General features: G+C 70.6%; 20 protein-coding genes. 13 read left to right on the plus strand and 7 right to left on the minus strand.

Translation table 11 applies throughout. The features are described from left to right. Positions 1–17: 17 nt before the first annotated feature. The 4 genes from tagH to LH62_RS18025 are packed head-to-tail and all read right to left on the minus strand — an operon-like array spanning position 18 to position 4,333. Positions 18–1,445 (minus strand): type VI secretion system-associated FHA domain protein TagH, encoded by a 1,428-nt coding sequence (gene tagH / locus LH62_RS18010; RefSeq protein ID WP_043363460.1) that lies wholly within the window; start codon positions 1,443–1,445, stop codon positions 18–20. Between the two features lies 1 nt (position 1,446). Then, entirely contained in the window at positions 1,447–1,734 is a 288-nt protein-coding gene (locus LH62_RS18015; RefSeq protein WP_043363463.1) for a PAAR domain-containing protein, read from the minus strand. Continuing rightward, complete coding sequence (locus LH62_RS18020; RefSeq protein ID WP_043363464.1) at positions 1,734–2,330, minus strand: DUF6931 family protein; 597 nt, start codon at positions 2,328–2,330, stop codon at positions 1,734–1,736. The genes LH62_RS18015 and LH62_RS18020 overlap by 1 nt, the downstream gene beginning before the upstream one ends. A gap of 5 nt (positions 2,331–2,335) precedes the next feature. Continuing rightward, positions 2,336–4,333 (minus strand): type VI secretion system Vgr family protein, encoded by a 1,998-nt coding sequence (locus tag LH62_RS18025; RefSeq protein WP_043363466.1) that lies wholly within the window; start codon positions 4,331–4,333, stop codon positions 2,336–2,338. 201 nt (positions 4,334–4,534) lie between these two features. On the opposite strand from LH62_RS18025, the gene LH62_RS18030 reads away from it, so the two are divergent. Both LH62_RS18030 and LH62_RS30390 read left to right on the plus strand, forming a co-directional pair. Next, on the plus strand, positions 4,535–5,242 hold the full coding sequence (locus tag LH62_RS18030) for an RraA family protein (RefSeq protein WP_043363468.1): 708 nt from the start codon (positions 4,535–4,537) through the stop codon (positions 5,240–5,242). Between the two features lie 197 nt (positions 5,243–5,439). After that, positions 5,440–5,625, plus strand: a complete 186-nt coding sequence (locus LH62_RS30390; RefSeq protein WP_144404525.1) for a hypothetical protein — start codon at positions 5,440–5,442, stop codon at positions 5,623–5,625. On the opposite strand, the gene LH62_RS18035 is transcribed toward LH62_RS30390, so the two are convergent. Beyond that, entirely contained in the window at positions 5,607–6,596 is a 990-nt protein-coding gene (locus LH62_RS18035; RefSeq protein WP_052214648.1) for a sensor domain-containing diguanylate cyclase, read from the minus strand. The genes LH62_RS30390 and LH62_RS18035 overlap by 19 nt on opposite strands. Before the next feature lie 126 nt (positions 6,597–6,722). Between LH62_RS18035 and LH62_RS18040 the strand changes: the two genes are divergently transcribed. Beyond that, complete coding sequence (locus tag LH62_RS18040) at positions 6,723–7,172, plus strand: thioesterase family protein (protein ID WP_052214649.1); 450 nt, start codon at positions 6,723–6,725, stop codon at positions 7,170–7,172. Between the two features lie 351 nt (positions 7,173–7,523). On the opposite strand, the gene LH62_RS18045 is transcribed toward LH62_RS18040, so the two are convergent. Beyond that, a complete protein-coding gene (locus tag LH62_RS18045) occupies positions 7,524–8,489 on the minus strand; it encodes a tripartite tricarboxylate transporter substrate binding protein (protein ID WP_043363471.1) in 966 nt (321 codons plus the stop codon). 230 nt (positions 8,490–8,719) lie between these two features. Then, entirely contained in the window at positions 8,720–9,649 is a 930-nt protein-coding gene (locus LH62_RS18050) for a LysR family transcriptional regulator (RefSeq protein WP_043363472.1), read from the minus strand. Between the two features lie 108 nt (positions 9,650–9,757). Here LH62_RS18050 and LH62_RS18055 point away from each other — a divergent pair, with 108 nt between their 5' ends. The 10 genes from LH62_RS18055 to LH62_RS18100 all read left to right on the plus strand — a co-directional run bounded on the left by LH62_RS18055 (position 9,758) and on the right by LH62_RS18100 (position 17,402). After that, positions 9,758–10,516, plus strand: coding sequence for an SDR family NAD(P)-dependent oxidoreductase (locus LH62_RS18055; protein WP_043363473.1), 759 nt, complete (start codon positions 9,758–9,760; stop codon positions 10,514–10,516). Between the two features lie 34 nt (positions 10,517–10,550). Then, a complete protein-coding gene (locus LH62_RS18060; protein ID WP_043363474.1) occupies positions 10,551–11,153 on the plus strand; it encodes an NADPH-dependent F420 reductase in 603 nt (200 codons plus the stop codon). Positions 11,154–11,192: 39 nt separating this feature from the next. Then, positions 11,193–12,095, plus strand: coding sequence for a LysR family transcriptional regulator (locus LH62_RS18065; RefSeq protein WP_043363475.1), 903 nt, complete (start codon positions 11,193–11,195; stop codon positions 12,093–12,095). Between the two features lie 157 nt (positions 12,096–12,252). Beyond that, positions 12,253–12,873, plus strand: coding sequence for an isochorismatase family protein (locus LH62_RS18070; protein ID WP_160299849.1), 621 nt, complete (start codon positions 12,253–12,255; stop codon positions 12,871–12,873). Positions 12,874–12,897: 24 nt separating this feature from the next. Further along, the gene (locus tag LH62_RS18075; RefSeq protein ID WP_043363476.1) at positions 12,898–13,275 is read left to right on the plus strand and encodes a nuclear transport factor 2 family protein; all 378 of its coding nucleotides are present in this window, start codon (positions 12,898–12,900) and stop codon (positions 13,273–13,275) included. A 49-nt stretch (positions 13,276–13,324) separates the two neighbouring features. After that, positions 13,325–14,152, plus strand: a complete 828-nt coding sequence (locus LH62_RS18080; RefSeq protein WP_043363477.1) for an alpha/beta fold hydrolase — start codon at positions 13,325–13,327, stop codon at positions 14,150–14,152. A 157-nt stretch (positions 14,153–14,309) separates the two neighbouring features. After that, positions 14,310–14,759: a DUF305 domain-containing protein gene (locus tag LH62_RS18085; protein ID WP_236552573.1), complete on the plus strand. Its 450-nt coding sequence runs from the start codon at positions 14,310–14,312 to the stop codon at positions 14,757–14,759. A 117-nt stretch (positions 14,760–14,876) separates the two neighbouring features. Further along, positions 14,877–16,322 (plus strand): YncE family protein, encoded by a 1,446-nt coding sequence (locus LH62_RS18090; RefSeq protein ID WP_043363478.1) that lies wholly within the window; start codon positions 14,877–14,879, stop codon positions 16,320–16,322. Positions 16,323–16,521: 199 nt separating this feature from the next. Beyond that, complete coding sequence (locus LH62_RS18095) at positions 16,522–16,995, plus strand: nuclear transport factor 2 family protein (RefSeq protein ID WP_201445534.1); 474 nt, start codon at positions 16,522–16,524, stop codon at positions 16,993–16,995. Between the two features lie 212 nt (positions 16,996–17,207). Continuing rightward, complete coding sequence (locus tag LH62_RS18100; protein ID WP_043363481.1) at positions 17,208–17,402, plus strand: hypothetical protein; 195 nt, start codon at positions 17,208–17,210, stop codon at positions 17,400–17,402. The last annotated feature ends 31 nt before the right edge of the window (positions 17,403–17,433 follow it).

Here is a 17,433-nt window from a genome sequence, read left to right on the forward strand (position 1 = left end):
CCCCCCGGCGGTGCCGGCTACCGCCCGCCATCCTTGCGCGACGCTTCCTCATAGGCCCGCGCGAAGGCCTTGCCGAAGGCGCTGTCGAAATCATCCTCGAACTGGTCGAGCAGCTGGGCGTGCTGCGCCTTGTAGGCGTCCCACAGCCGCTTCTCGCGGGCGCCGAGGAAACCGCCGCCCTTGTCCGCCGCCTCGATGCCCGCGGGCGCCAGTTTCTCGAGCAAGGCGCGGGCGGCCGCCTGCGTCGCGGCAAGCGAGGCGACCTGATGCGCGTTGAGGTCGGCGACGGTCTCCTCGACGGCCTTGACCTGGGGCTTCGGGCCAAGCAGGGCGGCGAGCGCCGCGTCGTCGGTGGCGGTGAATTTCAGCGGGTTGTTGCCGGCAACGCGAAGCATGGTCTGCTCGATGCGGAATTCGCGCTTCACATCGGCCCGGGCGATCAGCAGGGCGCGGAGGCCGGCGACCGCGGCGCGGAGGCTGGCGCCGGCGGCGGTGAGGGCGGCGGCAGGGTCGGCGCCGGCGAGCGCGGTCGGCGGCAGGCCGGCGCCTTGCAGGAGCAGCGCGAGGGCGGCGTCGGGGGCGAGCGGAGCGGCGGCGGGCGACGGCGCGGCAGCCGGCATGGACGGCGCCGCGGGTGCTGGAGCGGGGATGGCGATGCTCGGCACGCCCTCCTCGGCAAAGGGGTCGGCCGATTCGGGCGCGGGCGGCGCGTCGGCCGGTGGGTCCCAGGCGGGGATGGCGGCGGGGCGCGGGGTGGCGATGGCGGGCGGCGGCGCGGCAGCCTGGGTGGGCGGCGCGGCGCGCGGTGGGGCCTGGGGCGCGAGGTCGAAGTCGAGGTCCCAGTCATCCGGCAGCGCCGTCGCGGTGGGCACCACTGCGCGGGGCGGGGTAAAGGCGTCGGAGGCCGCAGGCCGGTGGTCGGGCATCGGCACGTCGTCGATGAAGGGATCGAAATCCGCCGGCAGGGCGACGCCGCCGCTCGGCAGGGCCGGCGTGACGAAGCCGGGGGAGGTTTCCATCGACGGCGCCGGGGCGAAGGGGTCGGCGAAGGGGTCAGGGGCGGAGCGGCCGGTGCCGGGGAGGGGAGAGGCGCCCCAGCCAGGGCTGCCGCCGAAGCCCTGCTGCGCGGCGGCGCTGATCCGCACCTCGATCTCGTAGCTGCCGAGGCGGAGGCGGTCGCCATCCGCGAGGGAGGCGACGAGGTCGCGGCCGATCGGCGCCGTCGCGTGGTTGAGGAAGGTACCGTTGGTCGAAAGGTCGCGCACCTGCCAGAAGCCGCCGCGGCATTCGAGGACGCAGTGGCGCTTGGAGAGCACGCGCTCCGGGTCCTGGAGCTGCCATTCGCATTCGAGGCCGCGGCCGATGGTGAGGTCGCCGCCGGAGGAGTGGCGGCTTTCCGGCACCGCGGCCTCCGGGCAGCGCAGCACGTTGAGGGTCAACTGCATCTCAGCTCACTATGACGGTCGGGTAGCCCAGGACGACACTGCCGCCATGCGCCGTCATGCTGCCCATATACGCGGCGGGCTGGCCCTTGATGAACACCTTGAAGGAGCCGAGGACGATGGCGTCGGGCGGACCGACGCAGACGCACATGTCGCCCACGCGGGCGGCAGGCAGGCCGCCGATCAGCACCGTCATCCCGCCCGGCGGCAGGATCGGGCCGCCGACATGCGGGACCGGGCCGGTGAGCATGGGGCAGACATGCATGTCGGTGATGCGGGAGGCAGGGGGCATCAGCCCTCCCCTTCGGGCGGCAGGCGGCCGGCGCCGCCGGTGCCGATGTCGCGGGCGCTGGCGATGAAGCGGGGGTAGCGCGCAGGCGCCCGCTCCGGCGCGGTGCGGACGGCGGCGAGCACCACCGCGCCGGCGATGGCGACGCCGGTGAGGTGCTCGGCCGGTGGGACCACCGGCTGGCCCTCGGGCGACATGCTGCCGCCCGACCAGAAGGCGCCGACCGCGGCCCAGGCTTCCGTGCTGCGGAAGGCAGCCTTCTCGGCCGCGGCCATGGCGGCGCGGCGGGCGGCCTCGTCGGGGCGGCGGACCCAGGCCTCGGCGGCGTCGAGCGCCTGGGCATCCTCGGGCCGCGTCGCCGGGTCGGGCACGGCCCGGGCGCACATGCAGGCCCACCACACGGCCTCGCGCTTCGGCAGGGCGTGGGCGAGGAGGCGGAGCGCCTCGGTCATGCGGCCGGCGCCTTCGAGCCGGGCGAGCGCCGCCTCGGCATCGGCGAGGCCGGCCAGCAGCGCGCTGCCCTCGGCATCCAGCTCGAGCCGGGGGAGGAGGGGGGAAAGGGCCACCAGCAGCTTGGAGGCGGGGCGTGCCGTGCTCATGCCGCTTACCCGATCATCACGATGGCGCCGGAGGCCTGCAGCATGGCGTTGCCCTTGACCGTGGTCATCGTGCCTTGCGCATCGAGCTGCAGCTTGCCGTCGAGCTTCACCATCATGCCGCTGATGGTGACGCCCATCTGGTCGAGCTTCACCTGCGACTGGCCGACCTTCAGCGTGATGCCCTGCATCGCCTCGATGGTGACGGCGCCGAGGGAGGTCTTCACGCTGTAATTCCCCAGGTCGAGCAGGGTGCTCATGTTGCCCATGGAGAGCTTGAGGTCGTAGTTGCCCATCTTCAGCATCTGCGACAGGTTGCCGGTGCTGAGCGTGTAAGTGTCGTTGCCGGTCTTGATCGTGGTCTCGCGGTTGCCGGTGTTGACCGTCAGCGTCTCGTTGCCCTCGACGGTCGTGGTGCGCTTGCCGGTCTTGACCAGGCGCGTCTCATTGCCGTTGCGTACGGTGGTGTCGAGGTCGTGCTTCACCAGCACGTTCATGTCGAACTCGGCCTGGACGTAGACCTCCTCCGAGCCCTTCTTGTCCTCGAAGCGCAGCAGGTTGGCGTTGTCCTTGCCGCCGCCCTTGGAGGAGCGGGTGGTGATGCCGCTCTGCGTGTTGAGCGAGGGCATGGCGTAGGGCGGCGGGGCTTCCTGGTTGTGGAGGCTGCCGAGCACCACGGGCTTGTCCGGATCGCCGTCGAGGAAGCCGACCAGCACCTCGTCGCCGATGCGCGGCAGGAACCAGGTGCCGCCCCACTTGCCGGCCCAGGGCTGCGAGACGCGGACATAGCAGGAGGTGTTCTGGTCCTTCTTGCCGTAGCGGTCCCAGAGGAACTGCACCTTCACCCGGCCATGCGCGTCGCAATGGATCTCCTCGCCGGAGGGGCCGGTGACGACGGCGCTCTGGAGCGCGGGCATGGCCGGGCGGCGGCGGGGTGCGGCGTTGCGCCAGGGGCGGTCGGCGGGGATGGCGGTGAAGCTGTTGCCGTAGTGCGACCGGCCGTCGCCGACCAGCTGCGTCTCGTCCATCGCCTCATGGCGGAGGACGGTGACCAGCCAGGGCGTCACCACGCCGTCGAGCCCGTCCTTCACCTTGATCTTGCCGCCGGCGAAGAGGGCGGCGACCTCGGTGCGGCCCTCGGCTGAATCGGCGCCGGCCTCGTTCTGCTCCATGCTGATGGTCGAGGGGTCGCCATCGGGCTGGACCGCCTGGCCGGCGCCCCAGCGGTAGACCTCCCATGTGGCGGCATCCGGCGTGGGAAGCCTGGTCTGCGCCGTGGTCCGCAACAGGGAGGAGGGCTTCAGCATGTCGAAGTCGTAGCCGACATGCTTGCCGGGCTGCAGCGCGCCGGAAACACGCCAGTCGGTGACGGCGTCGGCCTCGTTGGCGGCGGCTCGCACCACGAGCGTCTCGCCGGGCACCTGCGGGAAGTCGGCATTGGCGCCGGTCACCGTCAGCGTGTGGTCGTTCCTGCCGTGCTGGAAGAAGTAGCCGGCACCGACCTCGTCCATCAGCCGGCTGGCGAAGTCGAAATCGGTCTCGTGGAATTGCACGCAATAGGGGCGCGGGGCGGAGGGCAGGGTGCCGAAGCGCGCCGGGGCGACGCTCGCCTCGCCGAAGAGCTTCTGCAGAATGGCCTGCACCGACTGGTCCTGGAAGATGCGGCAATCGGCAGTGCGGGTCATGTTCCAGAGCAGCGGCACGGCTTCCAGCCGGTAGGCGGTGAGGCCGCGCTCGTGCCCGGCCACCTTGGCGAAGGCGCGGACCATGCCGTTGAAATGGCGCTCCGGCTGGGTGCCGAGGGCGACGGTGCAGGTGATCGACTTGCCGAGCAGGTCCTTCGGGGTGAGGTCGCTCTTCGCCGACAGCACCTCCGCCTCGATGACGAAGGGGCGGCCGATCGCTTCGGTGACGCTGAGGTGGCGCAGGACCAGCACATCTGGGCCAAGCGGTGAGGTGATCCCGAGGAGCCTGCCCGACTGGCTGATCTCCGGCGAATCCGACATGCCCCCCCCTACGCCCCGTTCCGCTATCATACAGGCGGCCTATTACCGGTGGAATAGCGCGATCCGGTCCGGCCAGCGCGACTTTCGCGACGACGTGAGCATTATGGGGACGGCTGCGATCCGGCCGATGAGGCGGCGATCGGCTATTTGACCGGCAGCCTGGCCTCCGTGAAGCTGGGACCTTCCGGGAGGACAGACGCCATGACCGAACGCCCCTTCACCCGCGCCGATCTCGATCTGCTGCGGCGCTGGGACACGCCGACCATCTGCAACGCGCTGGAGCTGGTGGCCCCGGCCCGGCGGGGGCGCGGCTTCACGCTGAAGCCTTTCACAGCCGCCGACCCTTCCCTGCCGCCACTCTGCGGGCTTGCGCGCACCGGGCAGATCCGCGCGGCCGCTCCCTCCGGCCGTACCCGGGAGCAGGACCGCGAGGCGCGCATCGGCTGGTACGACTACGTCGCCGATGCCGACCTGCCGACCATCGTCGTCATCGAGGACCTGGACGAGACGCCCGGCATCGGCGCCTTCTGGGGTGAAGTGAACAGCGCCATCCACAAGGGCCTCGGCTGCCAGGGCTGCGTCACCAGCGGCTCCTTCCGCGACCTCGACATGCTGGCGCCGGGCTTCCAGATCATCGGCGGGATGGTCAATCCGAGCCATGCGCATGTCCACATGGTCGATTTCGGCCGTGACGTGCTCGTCCACGGCATGCCCTGCATGCATGACGACGTGGTGCATGCCGACCGGCACGGCGCCGTCGTCATCCCGGCCGATGCCGTGCGGCAGCTGCCGGAGGCGATCGACCTCGTCGCGCGGCGCGAGGCGGTGATCCTCGAGATGGCGAAGCGGGACGACTTCGACATCCACAAGCTGAAGGAGGCGCTCTCGCGGGCGGACGAGATCCACTGAGGATCGGGCCCGGAGCTGCGTTCGGCCTGGCGCTGCTGCTGGCGGAACCGGCGGCGGCGGAGCTGGGCTGGGAGGAGCGGCTCGGCCTGCTGGCGCCGGCGCTCCGGGCCTGCCTCGACGGCGATCTCGGGGCCTATGTCGATGATGTCGGGCCGGCGGCGAACGGGCGGCTCGCGGTCAGGGTGCGGCGCGGCCGGGTGACGGAGCGCTGCCTGGTCGGCGAGCGGGGTCGCGTCGCGATGCGGCTGACGCTGGCCGATGCGCCGGCGCCGGAGCCGGCGGGGGCCGCCTATTTCCTCGAGCGCCGCTGCGCCGATGCGCGGCGGGTCGCGGCGCCGGACGGGACGGTGCTGGGCTGGCTCGCCTATCCGGCCTGTTCGTAGACGGCGCTGCGGACCTGGTCCTTCCCGCCGGCCTTGGCGGCGTACATCATCGCATCCGCCGCGGAGAGCGCGGCCTCGGCGGAGGCGGGCATCGAGTCGAAGCCGACCGAGCCGATCGAGGCGGTGACCGGCCAGCCGCTCCGCACCATGCCCTCGACCAGCGCCAGGCGGATGCGCTCGGCCATCTGCGCGGCGCCGGCGGTCTCGCCGAGCAGGACGCAGAATTCGTCGCCGCCGAGGCGGGCCAAGCTGTCCGTCTCGCGCGTGGTCGCGCGCAGCACGTCGGCGACGGCACGCAGCACGGCATCGCCGGCGGCATGACCCAGCCGGTCGTTCACGCCCTTGAAGCCGTCGAGATCGATGAACAGCAGGGTGAAGGGGCAGCGCCCGGCGAGCGTCGCATCCAGCGCCGTCATCAGCGCCGAGCGGTTGGGCAGGCCGGTCAGCCCATCGGTGACGGCGAGGTCGTGCATGCGCCGCATCGCCCGGCGCAGCTCCAGCGCGGTCGAGACCGAACGGGCGAGGCCGGAGAGGATCTCCAGCTCCTCCTCGCTGGTCGAGCGCGGCGCATGGTCGAGCACGCAGAGGGTGCCGAGGGCGAAGCCCTCCACATTCACCAGCGGGATTCCGGTATAGGAACGGAGGCCGGGATCGGTGTGGACCAACGGGTTGTCGGCAAAGCGCGGATCGGCCCGCGCATCCTCGATCACCAGAGGCCGGCCTGGGTCGAGGATGGCATGGGCGCAGAAGGCGAGGTCGCGCGGCGCCTCGGTGATGTCCACGCCATGCCGGGCCTTGGCCCAAAGGCGCTCGGCATCGATCAGAGAGACCAGCGCGATGGGGCGGCGGGTAAGCCGGGTAGCGAGGCGGACGATATCGTCGAAGGCGGCCTCGCACGCCGTGTCCAGCACGGCATAGGAGCGCAACGCGGCGAGTCGGCCGGCTTCGTCCGGCGGCAGCGGGGCGGGCATGATCGGCAGTCCTGGTTGGTTGCAACCACACTAACACAACCTCTGGATGATATCCCATGCAATCTCCCGGGAGGCTGGACAAGCGGTGGCGGCTCGGCCCGAATGGGGCGAAGCGTGGGAGGCGGCATGGCGGAGAGGCAGGTGCTGGCGGTGGTGCGGCCGGACTGGGTCGACCACTACGGCCACATGAACATGGCCTACTATCTGGCGGTGTTCGACATCGCGACGGACCAGCTCTGGCCGAGCCTCGGCCTCGGCAAGCCGCTGCATGCGGAGGGGTTCGGCACCTTCGCCGCCGAGACCTGGGTGAATTACGTGCGCGAGGTGCGGGAGGGCATGCCGCTCTCCTGCACGAGCGAAGTGCTGGCCTATGACGGCAAGCGGCTGATCGCGGTGCACCGGATGCACCATGCCGAGGAGGGCTGGCTCGCCGCCGAGAACGAGGTGCTTTATCTCTGCATGGACCTTACGGTGCGGCGGGTGGGGCTCTGGCCAGCGCGGGTTCTGCATCGCTTCGCGGCCGCCTGCACCGGGGGGACACCGCGGCGGCTCGCGCTGCGGCGCCGCGAGGGCTAGGGCAAATACCCAGGCCCGTGATCCGGGACTGCCGGATCGCGGGTCGTACGACCGGCCCCCATCGGCCAGGATGTTGGCGCGGCGGATGACCCCGGCCCAGCGGGCGATGACCGCGACGAATGCGTCGGGCGTGCTGCCGGCAGGCGTCGTACCCCGGGCAGCGAGCGCCTCCCGCGTCGCGGGCTGGCGCAGCCAGCCGCCCAACACCGCGCTCAGCCGGGTGACGAGTGGGGCGGGCAGCCCGGCGGGGCCGATCAGCCCCTGCCAGAGATCGACCGCGGCGCCGGGCAGGCCGCTCTCGGCCCTGGTCGGCACGCCGGCGGCGGCCGGGCCAACTGGCGTGGGCTGCCGTCATTCGATCTGGAGGTTCATGCGGCGGAGGACGGGAGCCCAGCGCGCGGCCTCCTTCTGCATGAAGGCGGCGCAGTCCTCCGGCCCGCTGCCGATGACGAACTGGCCCTCGGCGAGCAGGCGGTCGCGGAAGCCCGGCTCCTTCAGCGCCTCGCCCGCGGCGGCAGCGAGGCGGGCAATGGCGGCGGCCGGGGTGCGCGCAGGCGCGACCAGGCCGAAATAGGTCTGCGCCACCGCCTCCGGCTGCGTCTCGGCGAAGGTCGGGATCTCGGGGAAGCCGGGCATCCGCCGGTCGCCGGTCCAGCCGATGATGCGGCCCTGGCCGTTGCGGTGCGTCCCGATGGCCGAGGCGCCGCCGACCACCAGCACGTCGAGCGTGCCGGCGAGGAAGTCGTTCAGTTGCTGCGCGTCGCCACGGTAGGTCACGTCCTGCATGCGGATGCCAAGCTGCTCGGCGACCAGCACGGCGGCGATGTTGTTGAAGGAGGAGGGGCCGTTGGTGCCGTAGTTCAACCGCCCCGGCTGCGCCTTCGCCAGCGCCACGAATTCCGGGATGGTCTTCGGCAGGCGGTTCTGCAGCACGAAGGCGAAGGGCAGGATGCTGAGCAGGGAAACGGGGGCGAAATCCTCCGGCCGATAGGGAAGGCTGCGCATCAGCAGAGGGTTGAGCGTCAGCGTGGTGCCGGAATTGACCAGGAGGGTGGCGCCGTCGGGCGTGGCGCGGGCGACGTATTCGGCGCCGACCGCGGTCGCGGCGCCGGGGCGGTTCTCGACCTGGACGGGCTGGCCGAGCAGGGGGGCCATGCGTTCGGCGAGCAGGCGGCCCATGAGGTCGGTCGAGCCGCCGGGCGGGAAGGGGACGACGAGCGTCACCGGCCGGCCTTGCGCCAGCGCGGGCGTGGCCAGATGCGGCGCGGCGAGGGCGGCGGCGAGCAGGCTGCGGCGCGCAATCCTGGTGCTTGACATGGTTTCCTCCCAATCGTTGCGCACAGCCTTGCATGGCCTGGGTCCAGTGGGGAGGTGGCGCTCGAGGCGAACATGCACGGCCCTGTCGCTGTTTCGGACACCCGCGTCACCGACGCGCCGGGCCTCGTGGCGCCCGCGGCCCGGCGGGCGCCGACCATGGCCAACGCCACGCAGCGAATGCCTGTCCCGATGCCAACAGCGCCACCGCACCGGTCCGATGCCAGGGCCTGCTACATCAGGCTTCCGGCGAAGCGCGCCGCCAGCTTCTGCTTTGCGAATGCATCGGTCACCCAGTCGACAAAGACGCGCGTCTTGCGGGGCACCAAGGTCCGCGACGCGTAGTAGAGCGAGATCGCCCCCGCATCGGCATACCAGCGCGGAACGAGGCGTATGAGCTGGCCGCTCTCGAGCGCAGGCAGCGCATCGGGCACGGCCAACATCGCGACGCCAAGGCCGAGCAGCGCGGCCTCGCGCATCGCGACGGGATCGTTGACCACGACGCTTTCCGGCAGGAGCACGGGCATCTCCTGTCCTGCCGCGTCGCGCATGGTCCATCGCCGAATCCGCCCGGTCCGGGGCGCGCGCATCACCACCCCTTCCAGCAGCCGCAACCCTGCCGGGTCGGCAGGCCGCACCCGCCCCGCCAGGTAGCCGGGCGAGGCGACAGCGATGATGTGGGCCGGCGCCAGCGCGCGCGCGACCACGCCCGGGGACAGCTCGAACCCGCCGCCGATCGCGGCGTCGTACCCCTCGGCCACGAGATCGACCGGCCGGCTCTCGAAATGCCACTCGGGCCGGATGCGCGGGTGACGCGCGAGGAGGCCGGGCAGCAAGGGCAGGATGTAGGTCAGGCCCAGCGACGGCGGCAGGCTGACCTTCAGCGTGCCTGCCGGCTCGCCACCGCCGGTGGCCACCTCCGCGATCGCGGCCTGGATGCCGTCCAGCCTGTCGGCGATCCCCAGGCGGAAAGCCTCGCCTGCCTCGGTCAGGGTCAGCCGCCGCGTCGAGCGGTGAAACAACCGCACACCCAGGTTCCGCTCCAGCATGGCGACGTTGCGGCTGACCGCGGCCGGGGTCAGCGACATGCGCCGCCCGGCCTCGGAAAAGCTGCCGTGCTCCGCGCTGCGGATGAAGGATTCCAGGTTGGCCAGGGTTTCCACGTCTTTATCTTCAACGAAGGCTTGAAGGTCTGGCAAGCCGTTCCCGGCTAATCCTGGGTGAAGGAAGGCGCGATTTTCCTCCTATCGAAGCAGGACGGATCACCGGCCATGACGCAAACCCTTCTCCCCCTCGCCGGCAAGGCGGCCCTCGTGACCGGCGGGGCGCGCGGCATCGGCGCGGCGGTCGTGCGCCGCCTGGCCCGGGATGGCGCCGACGTCGCCTTCAGCTACGCCGCCTCGCGCGAGCGGGCCGAGCAGGTGGTCGCCGAGGTCGATGCGCTCGGCCGACGCGCGGTCGCCATCCGGGCCGACCAGGCGAACCCCGCCGAGGTCGCGACGCTGGTCCGCGATGCCCATGCCGCCCTCGGCCGGCTCGACATCCTCGTCAATTCCGCCGGCGTCTTCGTCACCGGCATGGTTGGCGACGCGGAGGCCGACATTGCCGCCTTCGACCGCCAGCTCGCAGTCAACGTGAAGGGCGTGGCCGCCGCGGTGCGCGCCGCGGTGCCGCTCATGGCCGACGGGGGCCGCATCGTTTCCATCGGCACGACCGGGGCGGTCCACGTTCCGTTCGCCGGAGCCGCCGACTACGTGGCCACGAAAGCGGCGGTCGCGGCCTATACCCGCGGCTGGTCGCGCGACCTCGGGCCACGCGGCATCACGGTCAACCTGGTTCAGCCGGGCGCCATCGACACCGAGATGAACCCGGCCGATGGCCCCTTCGCGGCGATGCTGAAGGGCCTCGCCGCGCTCGGCCGCTACGGCCGGCCCGAGGAGGTCGCCGCAGCGGTCGCGTTCCTGGCCAGCCCGGACGCCGGATACGTCACCGGCGCGACGCTGAACGTCGACGGCGGCCAGTCCGCCTGACCATCCCATCCACCGGAACGGAGAACGCATCACCATGCCCAGCATCGGCATCATCGGCGCCGGCAATATCGGGCGCGCCATCGCCACGGCGCTCGCCCGCCACGGCATCGCCGCGACGCTGTCGAACAGCCGCGGACCCGAGAGCCTGACGGACGTCGTCGCGGGCATCGGTCCAACCATCACGGCGGGCAGCCGCGAGGATGCGGCCTCCAGGGACATCGTCTTCGTGGCGGTGAACTGGTCGAAGCTGCCGGAGGCGCTGGCCGGGCTGCCCGGTTTCGGTGGGCGCATCGTCGTCGACGCCAACAACCCCATCGAGGCGCCGCTGTTCCGGCCCGCCGAGCTGGGCGGCCGCGCGTCCTCCGAGATCGTCGCGCAGCTCGTGCCCGGCGCCCGGCTGGTGAAGGCGTTCAACCACCTCCAGCCGGAACTCGTCGCTGGCGATCCCGCGGCCGAGGGCGGGCGGCGCGTGCTGTTCCTGTCGGGCGACGACGCCGACGCGAAGGCGGAGGTCGGCGCTCTGATCGAACGGCTCGGCTTCTTCGGGATCGATCTCGGGCCGCTCGCCCTGGGTGCCCGGCTCGTCCAGTTCCCGGGCGGGCCGCTGCCGGCCCTCAACCTGGTCCGGTTCGGCTGAGAAGGGTCTCATTGCCATCGGAGAGCGAAAGGAAAGCCCGTGTTCGACCTGGATGACCTGCGGACCTTCGTGGAGGTGGCCGACGCCGGTGGCGTGTCGCCCGCGGCCGCGCGCCTCGGCATCGCGAAGTCCATCGTGAGCCGCAGGTTGCTCAGGCTCGAGCAGCAGCTGGGCAGCCAGTTGCTCGCGCGCACCACGCGCGGCTCTTCGGTCACCGAGGCCGGCGCCATCCTCCGCGAGCATGCGGCGCGAGCCTGCGCGGAGATGGACCTGGCGCAGGATCTCCTTCGCTCGGACGGCGCGATACGGGGCAGGCTCCGCCTTGCCTTGCCCACGACCTTCGGCTCGACGCATGTTGCGCCGGTCCTGGTCGGACTGGCGAGGCGGCATCCGCTGCTGCATGTCCACGCCACCTACAGCGACAGCTTCGTCGACCTTGTCGGCGAGGGCTTCGATGCCGCGGTCCGCGTCGGGTACCTGCAGGACTCCAGCCTCGTGACCCGCCAGATCGCCCCGATCGACGGCAAGCTGGTCGCCAGCCCGGACTACATCGAGCGTCACGGCGCTCCGCGGAGACTGGCGGACCTCGCATGCCACGAGGCGCTCATGCAGGGCTCCGAGACGTGGCGGCTGCTCGACGGCGGGCGCGTCGTCACGGTCCACCCACGGGGCCGGTTCAAGGCGGACAGCGCATCGGCGCTGGTGGCAGCGGCCTGTGCCGGGCTTGGCCTCGCCTACCTGCCGGACTTCATCACCGAACCCTTCGTGACGTCGGGCGCCCTGGTTCCCGTGCTGACGCAACATCCCGTCCCGCAGGCTGGCCTCTACGTGGTCAGGCCACCGGGGGCCTATCCATCCCGCAAGGTCCAGGCGCTGATCGACGCGATGGTGACGGCATTCGGTGGTGCCCGGCCCGCGATCATGGCCGATGCCGCCGCGTGATCGCGCCGGGGCTGCCCGGCGGCCTGATGGCGTTCCCCGTTGTGCGACACAGTTCGCCGGATGACGCGGCTATCGTCCCGCCGGATTGGATGACCCCATGGGGCGCATGGAGGAACCGCGACGCGGCTTGCTTCGGATGGATGCATGGAGTGGCAGGATGACGGGACAAGGCGTGTTCAGGTACGAGGAAACGGCCCTGGTGGTGATCGACTACCAGCAGGAGATGTTCGACCAGATCCGCTCCGAGACGCCGGCGGGTCTCGTCGACCTGAACATCCGCTTCCTCATCAGGACGGCCAAGGCCTTCGGCATGCCGATCGTGCTGTCCACGGTGGGTGTCGAGCTGGGCGTGAACGGGCCGACGCGATCCTCCATCCTCGCGGAACTGCCTGGGGCACGGGAGATCGACCGCTCCTCCATGAATGCCTGGGAGGATGCGGCCTTCCGCAACGCCGTGCGCGCAACCGGGCGCAAGCGGCTGCTCGTCGGCGCGCTGTTCACGGAAATCTGCCTCGCCTTTCCGGTCGTGGAGATGCTGCGGGACGGCTACGACGTGGCCTTTCCGGTGGACGCCGTCGGGGGCCTGTCGCAAGTCGCGCATGCGACGGCGATCCAGCGCTTGGTGCAGGCCGGCGCCGTGCCCACCACCGCGCTCGCCTTCGGCACCGAGCTGTTCCGGGACTGGAAGTCGCCCGTCGCCGGCAAGGCCCGTGAGCTGGTGAAGGGCTACCTGACAGAGGTGGCGCAGGCGACGAGCCCTCATGTCGAAGGTGCCTGAACGCGGCCGCAGGGGAGGACCTCGATGCCCAGCAGCATAGCGACGCTTCTGACGCGCAATCTCCATGACGTCTTCGGCGAGGATGACGCCGGACGCCGCCGGACCGCCATCGATGAACTCTTCACCGAGGACGCGGTGTTCTACGAGCCCGAGGGCATCCATCGCGGGCGCGACGCGATCGACAGGATCGCGGGGGTGATCCGGGATGCCCAGCCCGGCCTCCGCTATTCGCCCCTTCGTCGGCCCGAGGAGATGCACGGCGCGGCCGGGCGCATCCAGTGGGTAGCCGGCCGGCCGGGCGAGGCCCCGGCCCATGCGGGAACCGATGTCATCCTCGTTCGCGACGGCCGGATCGCGGCGATCTACCTCTTCTTCGATCCCGTTCCCGCCCGAGCCGACTGAAGCATCCCGGGCGCGTGCCCGCCATGCCTCCAGCAAGGAATCACTCCCCATGAGTTTTGTCACCGCGACCGACGGCGCGCGCATCTTCTGCAAGGACTGGGGGCCGAAGGGCGCCCAGCCGGTCGTCTTCTCGCATGGCTGGCCGCTGTGCTCGGATGCCTGGGACGGGCAGATGCTGTTCATGCTCCAGGAGGGCTTTCGCGTCGTGGCGCATGACCGGCGCGGCCATGGCCGTTCCGACCAGACGGGCCACGGCAACGACATGGATACCTACGCCGACGACCTTTCGGCCGTGATGGAAGCGCTCGACCTGCGCGGCGCGATGATGGTCGGGCACTCCACCGGCGGCGGCGAGGTGGTCCGCTACATCGGCCGGCACGGCACCGGCCGCGTCGCCAAGGTCGTGCTGCTCAGCGCGGTGCCGCCGATCATGGTGTCCACGCCGCAATGGCCGGGCGGGCTCGACATCTCGGTGTTCGACGGCATCCGCAAGGGCGTCTCCGACAATCGCTCGGATTTCTACCTCGACCTCGCGCTGCCCTTCTTCGGCATGAACCGCGAGGGCGTCGCGGTGAACGAGGGGCTGCGGCACACCTTCTGGAACCAGGGCATGATGGGCTCGATCCTCGGCCACCACGCCTGCATCCGCGAGTTCTCGGAGGTGGACTACACCGCCGACCTCAAGAAGATCGACGTGCCCACGCTGGTGATCCATGGCGACGACGACCAGATCGTGCCGGTTGCCCATGCGGGCGCGCTGACCGCGACCGTGGTGCGCGGCGCGACGCTGACGATCTACGAGGGCGCGCCGCATGGCCTCGCTTCCACGCACCAGGACCGGCTGAACGGGGACCTGCTGGCTTTCGCCCGGAATTGAGGCCGGCCGGACGATCTTGGCCCGGAGTGCCGCCCGGGCAAGGATCGCCAGCGCGCCGGCTTCCGCCCCGACATGGCCCCTGTCGGCGCATACCGGGCATGATGGCACCTGTGGCCGTTGCCCGTCATGTCACGTCCATCGAGCTTCGGAGGGCATCTTGAACGCCATCTTTTCTCGCCTACGCGCGCGGCGTACCTGCCTGGCCGGGTTGCTCCTGCTGCTGGGCAGCGCCGGGAGCGCCCTGCCGCACGGGGACCACGAGCACCATCGGACCGCCGGGACGGCTGCGGAGCGAACACCGCAGCGAGATTTCCTGGCCGAGAACGACGTCGCCATGACGCGGATGATGCAAGCCATGGCCGTCCCGCCCAGCGGCGACATCGACCGCGACTTCGTGGCGATGATGACAGCGCACCACCAGGGCGCCATCGACATGGCCACCGCACTGCTGCGGCATGGCGGCAACGAGCAGCTTCGCCGCTTGGCGCAGGAGATCGTCATCACCCAGCAGGCGGAGATCGCGGCCATGCAGCTGGCCATCGGCACGCCCCTGCCGCGATCGGTGCCCCCCTCGGTTTCGGCATCAACCGCGTCCTCGGCTCGTTAGGGCGGTGTCCGTTCGCACTGGCTCACGGAGCCCGCTCTAGCCTGTTGTTTGATCGAGCAAATTCCTCCGATCAGGTGATTCCACCTGATCGGAGCTTGCTCCAGGGAAAGCCCGACCATGAAAAACCTCCTGCTGGCCTCCGTCTGCCTCGGTGGCGGCCTCCTCATGGCCGCGGCCCGGGCTGGCCAGGCTCCGGACCCTGCGGCATCGCGTGACGTGCCGGTGTCCTCGCGCGACCGCGTTTACGCGGCGGAGCAATTCTCCAACACGGTGTCGGTGACCGATCCAGCCACCAACACCCTGCTCGGCGTCATCCGGCTGGGCGACCCGCAGCCCGGCAATCTCAGCCCGCTCTACCGCGGGCAGGTGCTGGTGCATGGCATGGGCTTCTCGCCGGATCGCCGAACGCTGGCGGTGGTCTCCATCGGCAGCAACTCCGTCACCTTCATCGACACCTCCACCAACGCCGTGAAGCACACGACCTATGTCGGCCGGTCGCCGCACGAGGCCTTCTTCACGCCCGACGGCCGGGAAGTCTGGGTCACGGTGCGCGGCGAGGACTACGTGTCGGTCATCGACGCCGCCACTTTCGCCGAGAAGGGGCGCATCACCGTGCCTGCCGGGCCTGGCATGACGATCTTCTCGCCGGATGGCGAGTACGGCTATGTGTGCTCCTCCTTCAATCCGGAAACTGTGGTGATCTCCACCGCCCGCCACGAGATCGTCGGCCGGGTGAAGCAGGACAGTCCCTTCTGCCCCAACATCGCGGCAACCCCGGACGGCAGGCAGGTCTGGCTGACGCTGAAGGATGTGGGCCGCACCATGGTGTTCGACGCCCGGCCGCCGTTCGGCGTCATCAGGAGCTTCGAGACAGGACCCATCACCAACCACGTCAACTTCGCCGCCACGCCCAGAAGCACCTTCGCCTATGTCACGGTAGGGGGGCTGAACCTGGTGCGGGTGCTGCGGACCGACGATTTCTCGGAGGTGGCGACCATCCCGGTGGGCAAGCTGCCGCATGGGGTGTGGCCGTCCGGCGACGGCACCCGCGTCTATGTCGGGCTGGAGAACACCGATGCCCTCGCGGTCATCGAGACCGCCAGCAACACCGTGGTGGCGGAGGTTCCGATAGGGCAGGCGCCACAGGCGTTGGCTTATGTCAGCAACGCCGTGCCGGAGGGCGACGGCCGGCAGGGATTGCAGCCGCTGGGCTTGGCGGCCAACACCACCCAGCTGAGCCTTGGCTCGCCCGGAAAGCAGGATGCGCTGACCAGCGTGTCCCTGTTCGACCAGGGGCTGACGCAGGTGTTGCAGGCCTCCGTCACCGGGTTGCAGCCGGGCAAGCCCTACATGCTTGCCTTCGCCGCGATGCCGGACGGCAGCGGCGCATTGCAGCCGCTGGCCGCCTTTACAGCCAACCCTGCGGGAGCAGCCATCGTCGACGCGGTAGGACCCATCCGGCAGGTCGTGCAGGGCGATGCCGGAGCGGCGCGCCGCTATCTCGTGATCGCAACTAGCGAGGCTGGCCGATCCGGCGTAGTGCAACAGGTGCAGCGACCGTGATGTGCCATGCCTGCTCCTCCATCCGGGCCGGTGGCCCGGGCACGAGGGGTGGGCCACGGTTGCGAGAGCCGGCACGAAGCATCTCGTCCGGCGGTGGCTTGGCCGGAGCCTTCATGAACCACCGGCCAATTGCGCGGCTTGCTCCTGCTCCAGTGGACGCTCCCCCGCAGGGCTCGTAACCTTCCAGGAGCCAAGCAATTTGGCAGGGGAGGAAAGAATGACTTTCGGACGACGCCACGCCACCCTCGGTGGCATTGCCTCGATCATCGCCGCGCCGCTCATGGCGCCGCTGCCCGCCGCGGCGCAGGCTGGCGACGAGCAGGCCGTCGCGCGCGCCGTCGAGGCGCTGACCCGGGCCATGCTCGATCCGGATCGCGCGAAACTCGAGCCGCTTTGCGCCGACGCCCTGAGCTACGGCCATTCGGCCGGCAAGGTCGAGAATAAGGCGGAGTTCATCGCCAACCTGCTGGCGAAGACTGCGGCCTTCCGTACCATCAACCTCAGCGCCCAGACGATCACGCTGTCCGGCAACGAGGCCATCGTAAGGCATGTCCTCAGTGGCGAGACCGAGACCCAGGGCAAGGTGACGCCGGTCCATATCGGCGTGCTGCAGGTTTGGCAGCGGCAGGGCAGCGACTGGCGGCTGCTGGCCAGGCAGGCCTTCCGGATCTGACGGGACCGGGAAGGGTGGCTGCCTGCCAGGGATGGCAGCCGCCCACCCGGTGTAAGGCAGCCCTTCATCGGTTCGGGATATCCGGTGAATCCTGGGCCGGGCGCCCTCTCCGCCGACGCCTTGCAAGCCACTGCTGTGGATAGCGGGGAAAAGAGGGGCCGTCCTGCATTCGGCAGTGTTGTCGTGTTCATGATTCGTTCTAGGCTTCCGCCATGCCCGACGATTCGCTGCCAGCCCGTCCTGCACCGTTCGAGCCCAAGGCACTGCGCATGATGCCAGGCGAGCGGGATCTCGTGGCGACGTTCATGGAACATGTCCTGGCGGCCCATCCGGCTTGGCCCTGGCCATTGATCGAGGAGGAGGCGCGACGGCGGGCCAAGGAGTTCCTCGCCACCTTGCCTCGATGATGGGGCGTCCGGGGAACGCCTCATGCAGGCG

The organism is Belnapia sp. F-4-1 (assembly GCF_000802185.1).
In the GTDB taxonomy this organism is placed as follows: domain Bacteria; phylum Pseudomonadota; class Alphaproteobacteria; order Acetobacterales; family Acetobacteraceae; genus Belnapia.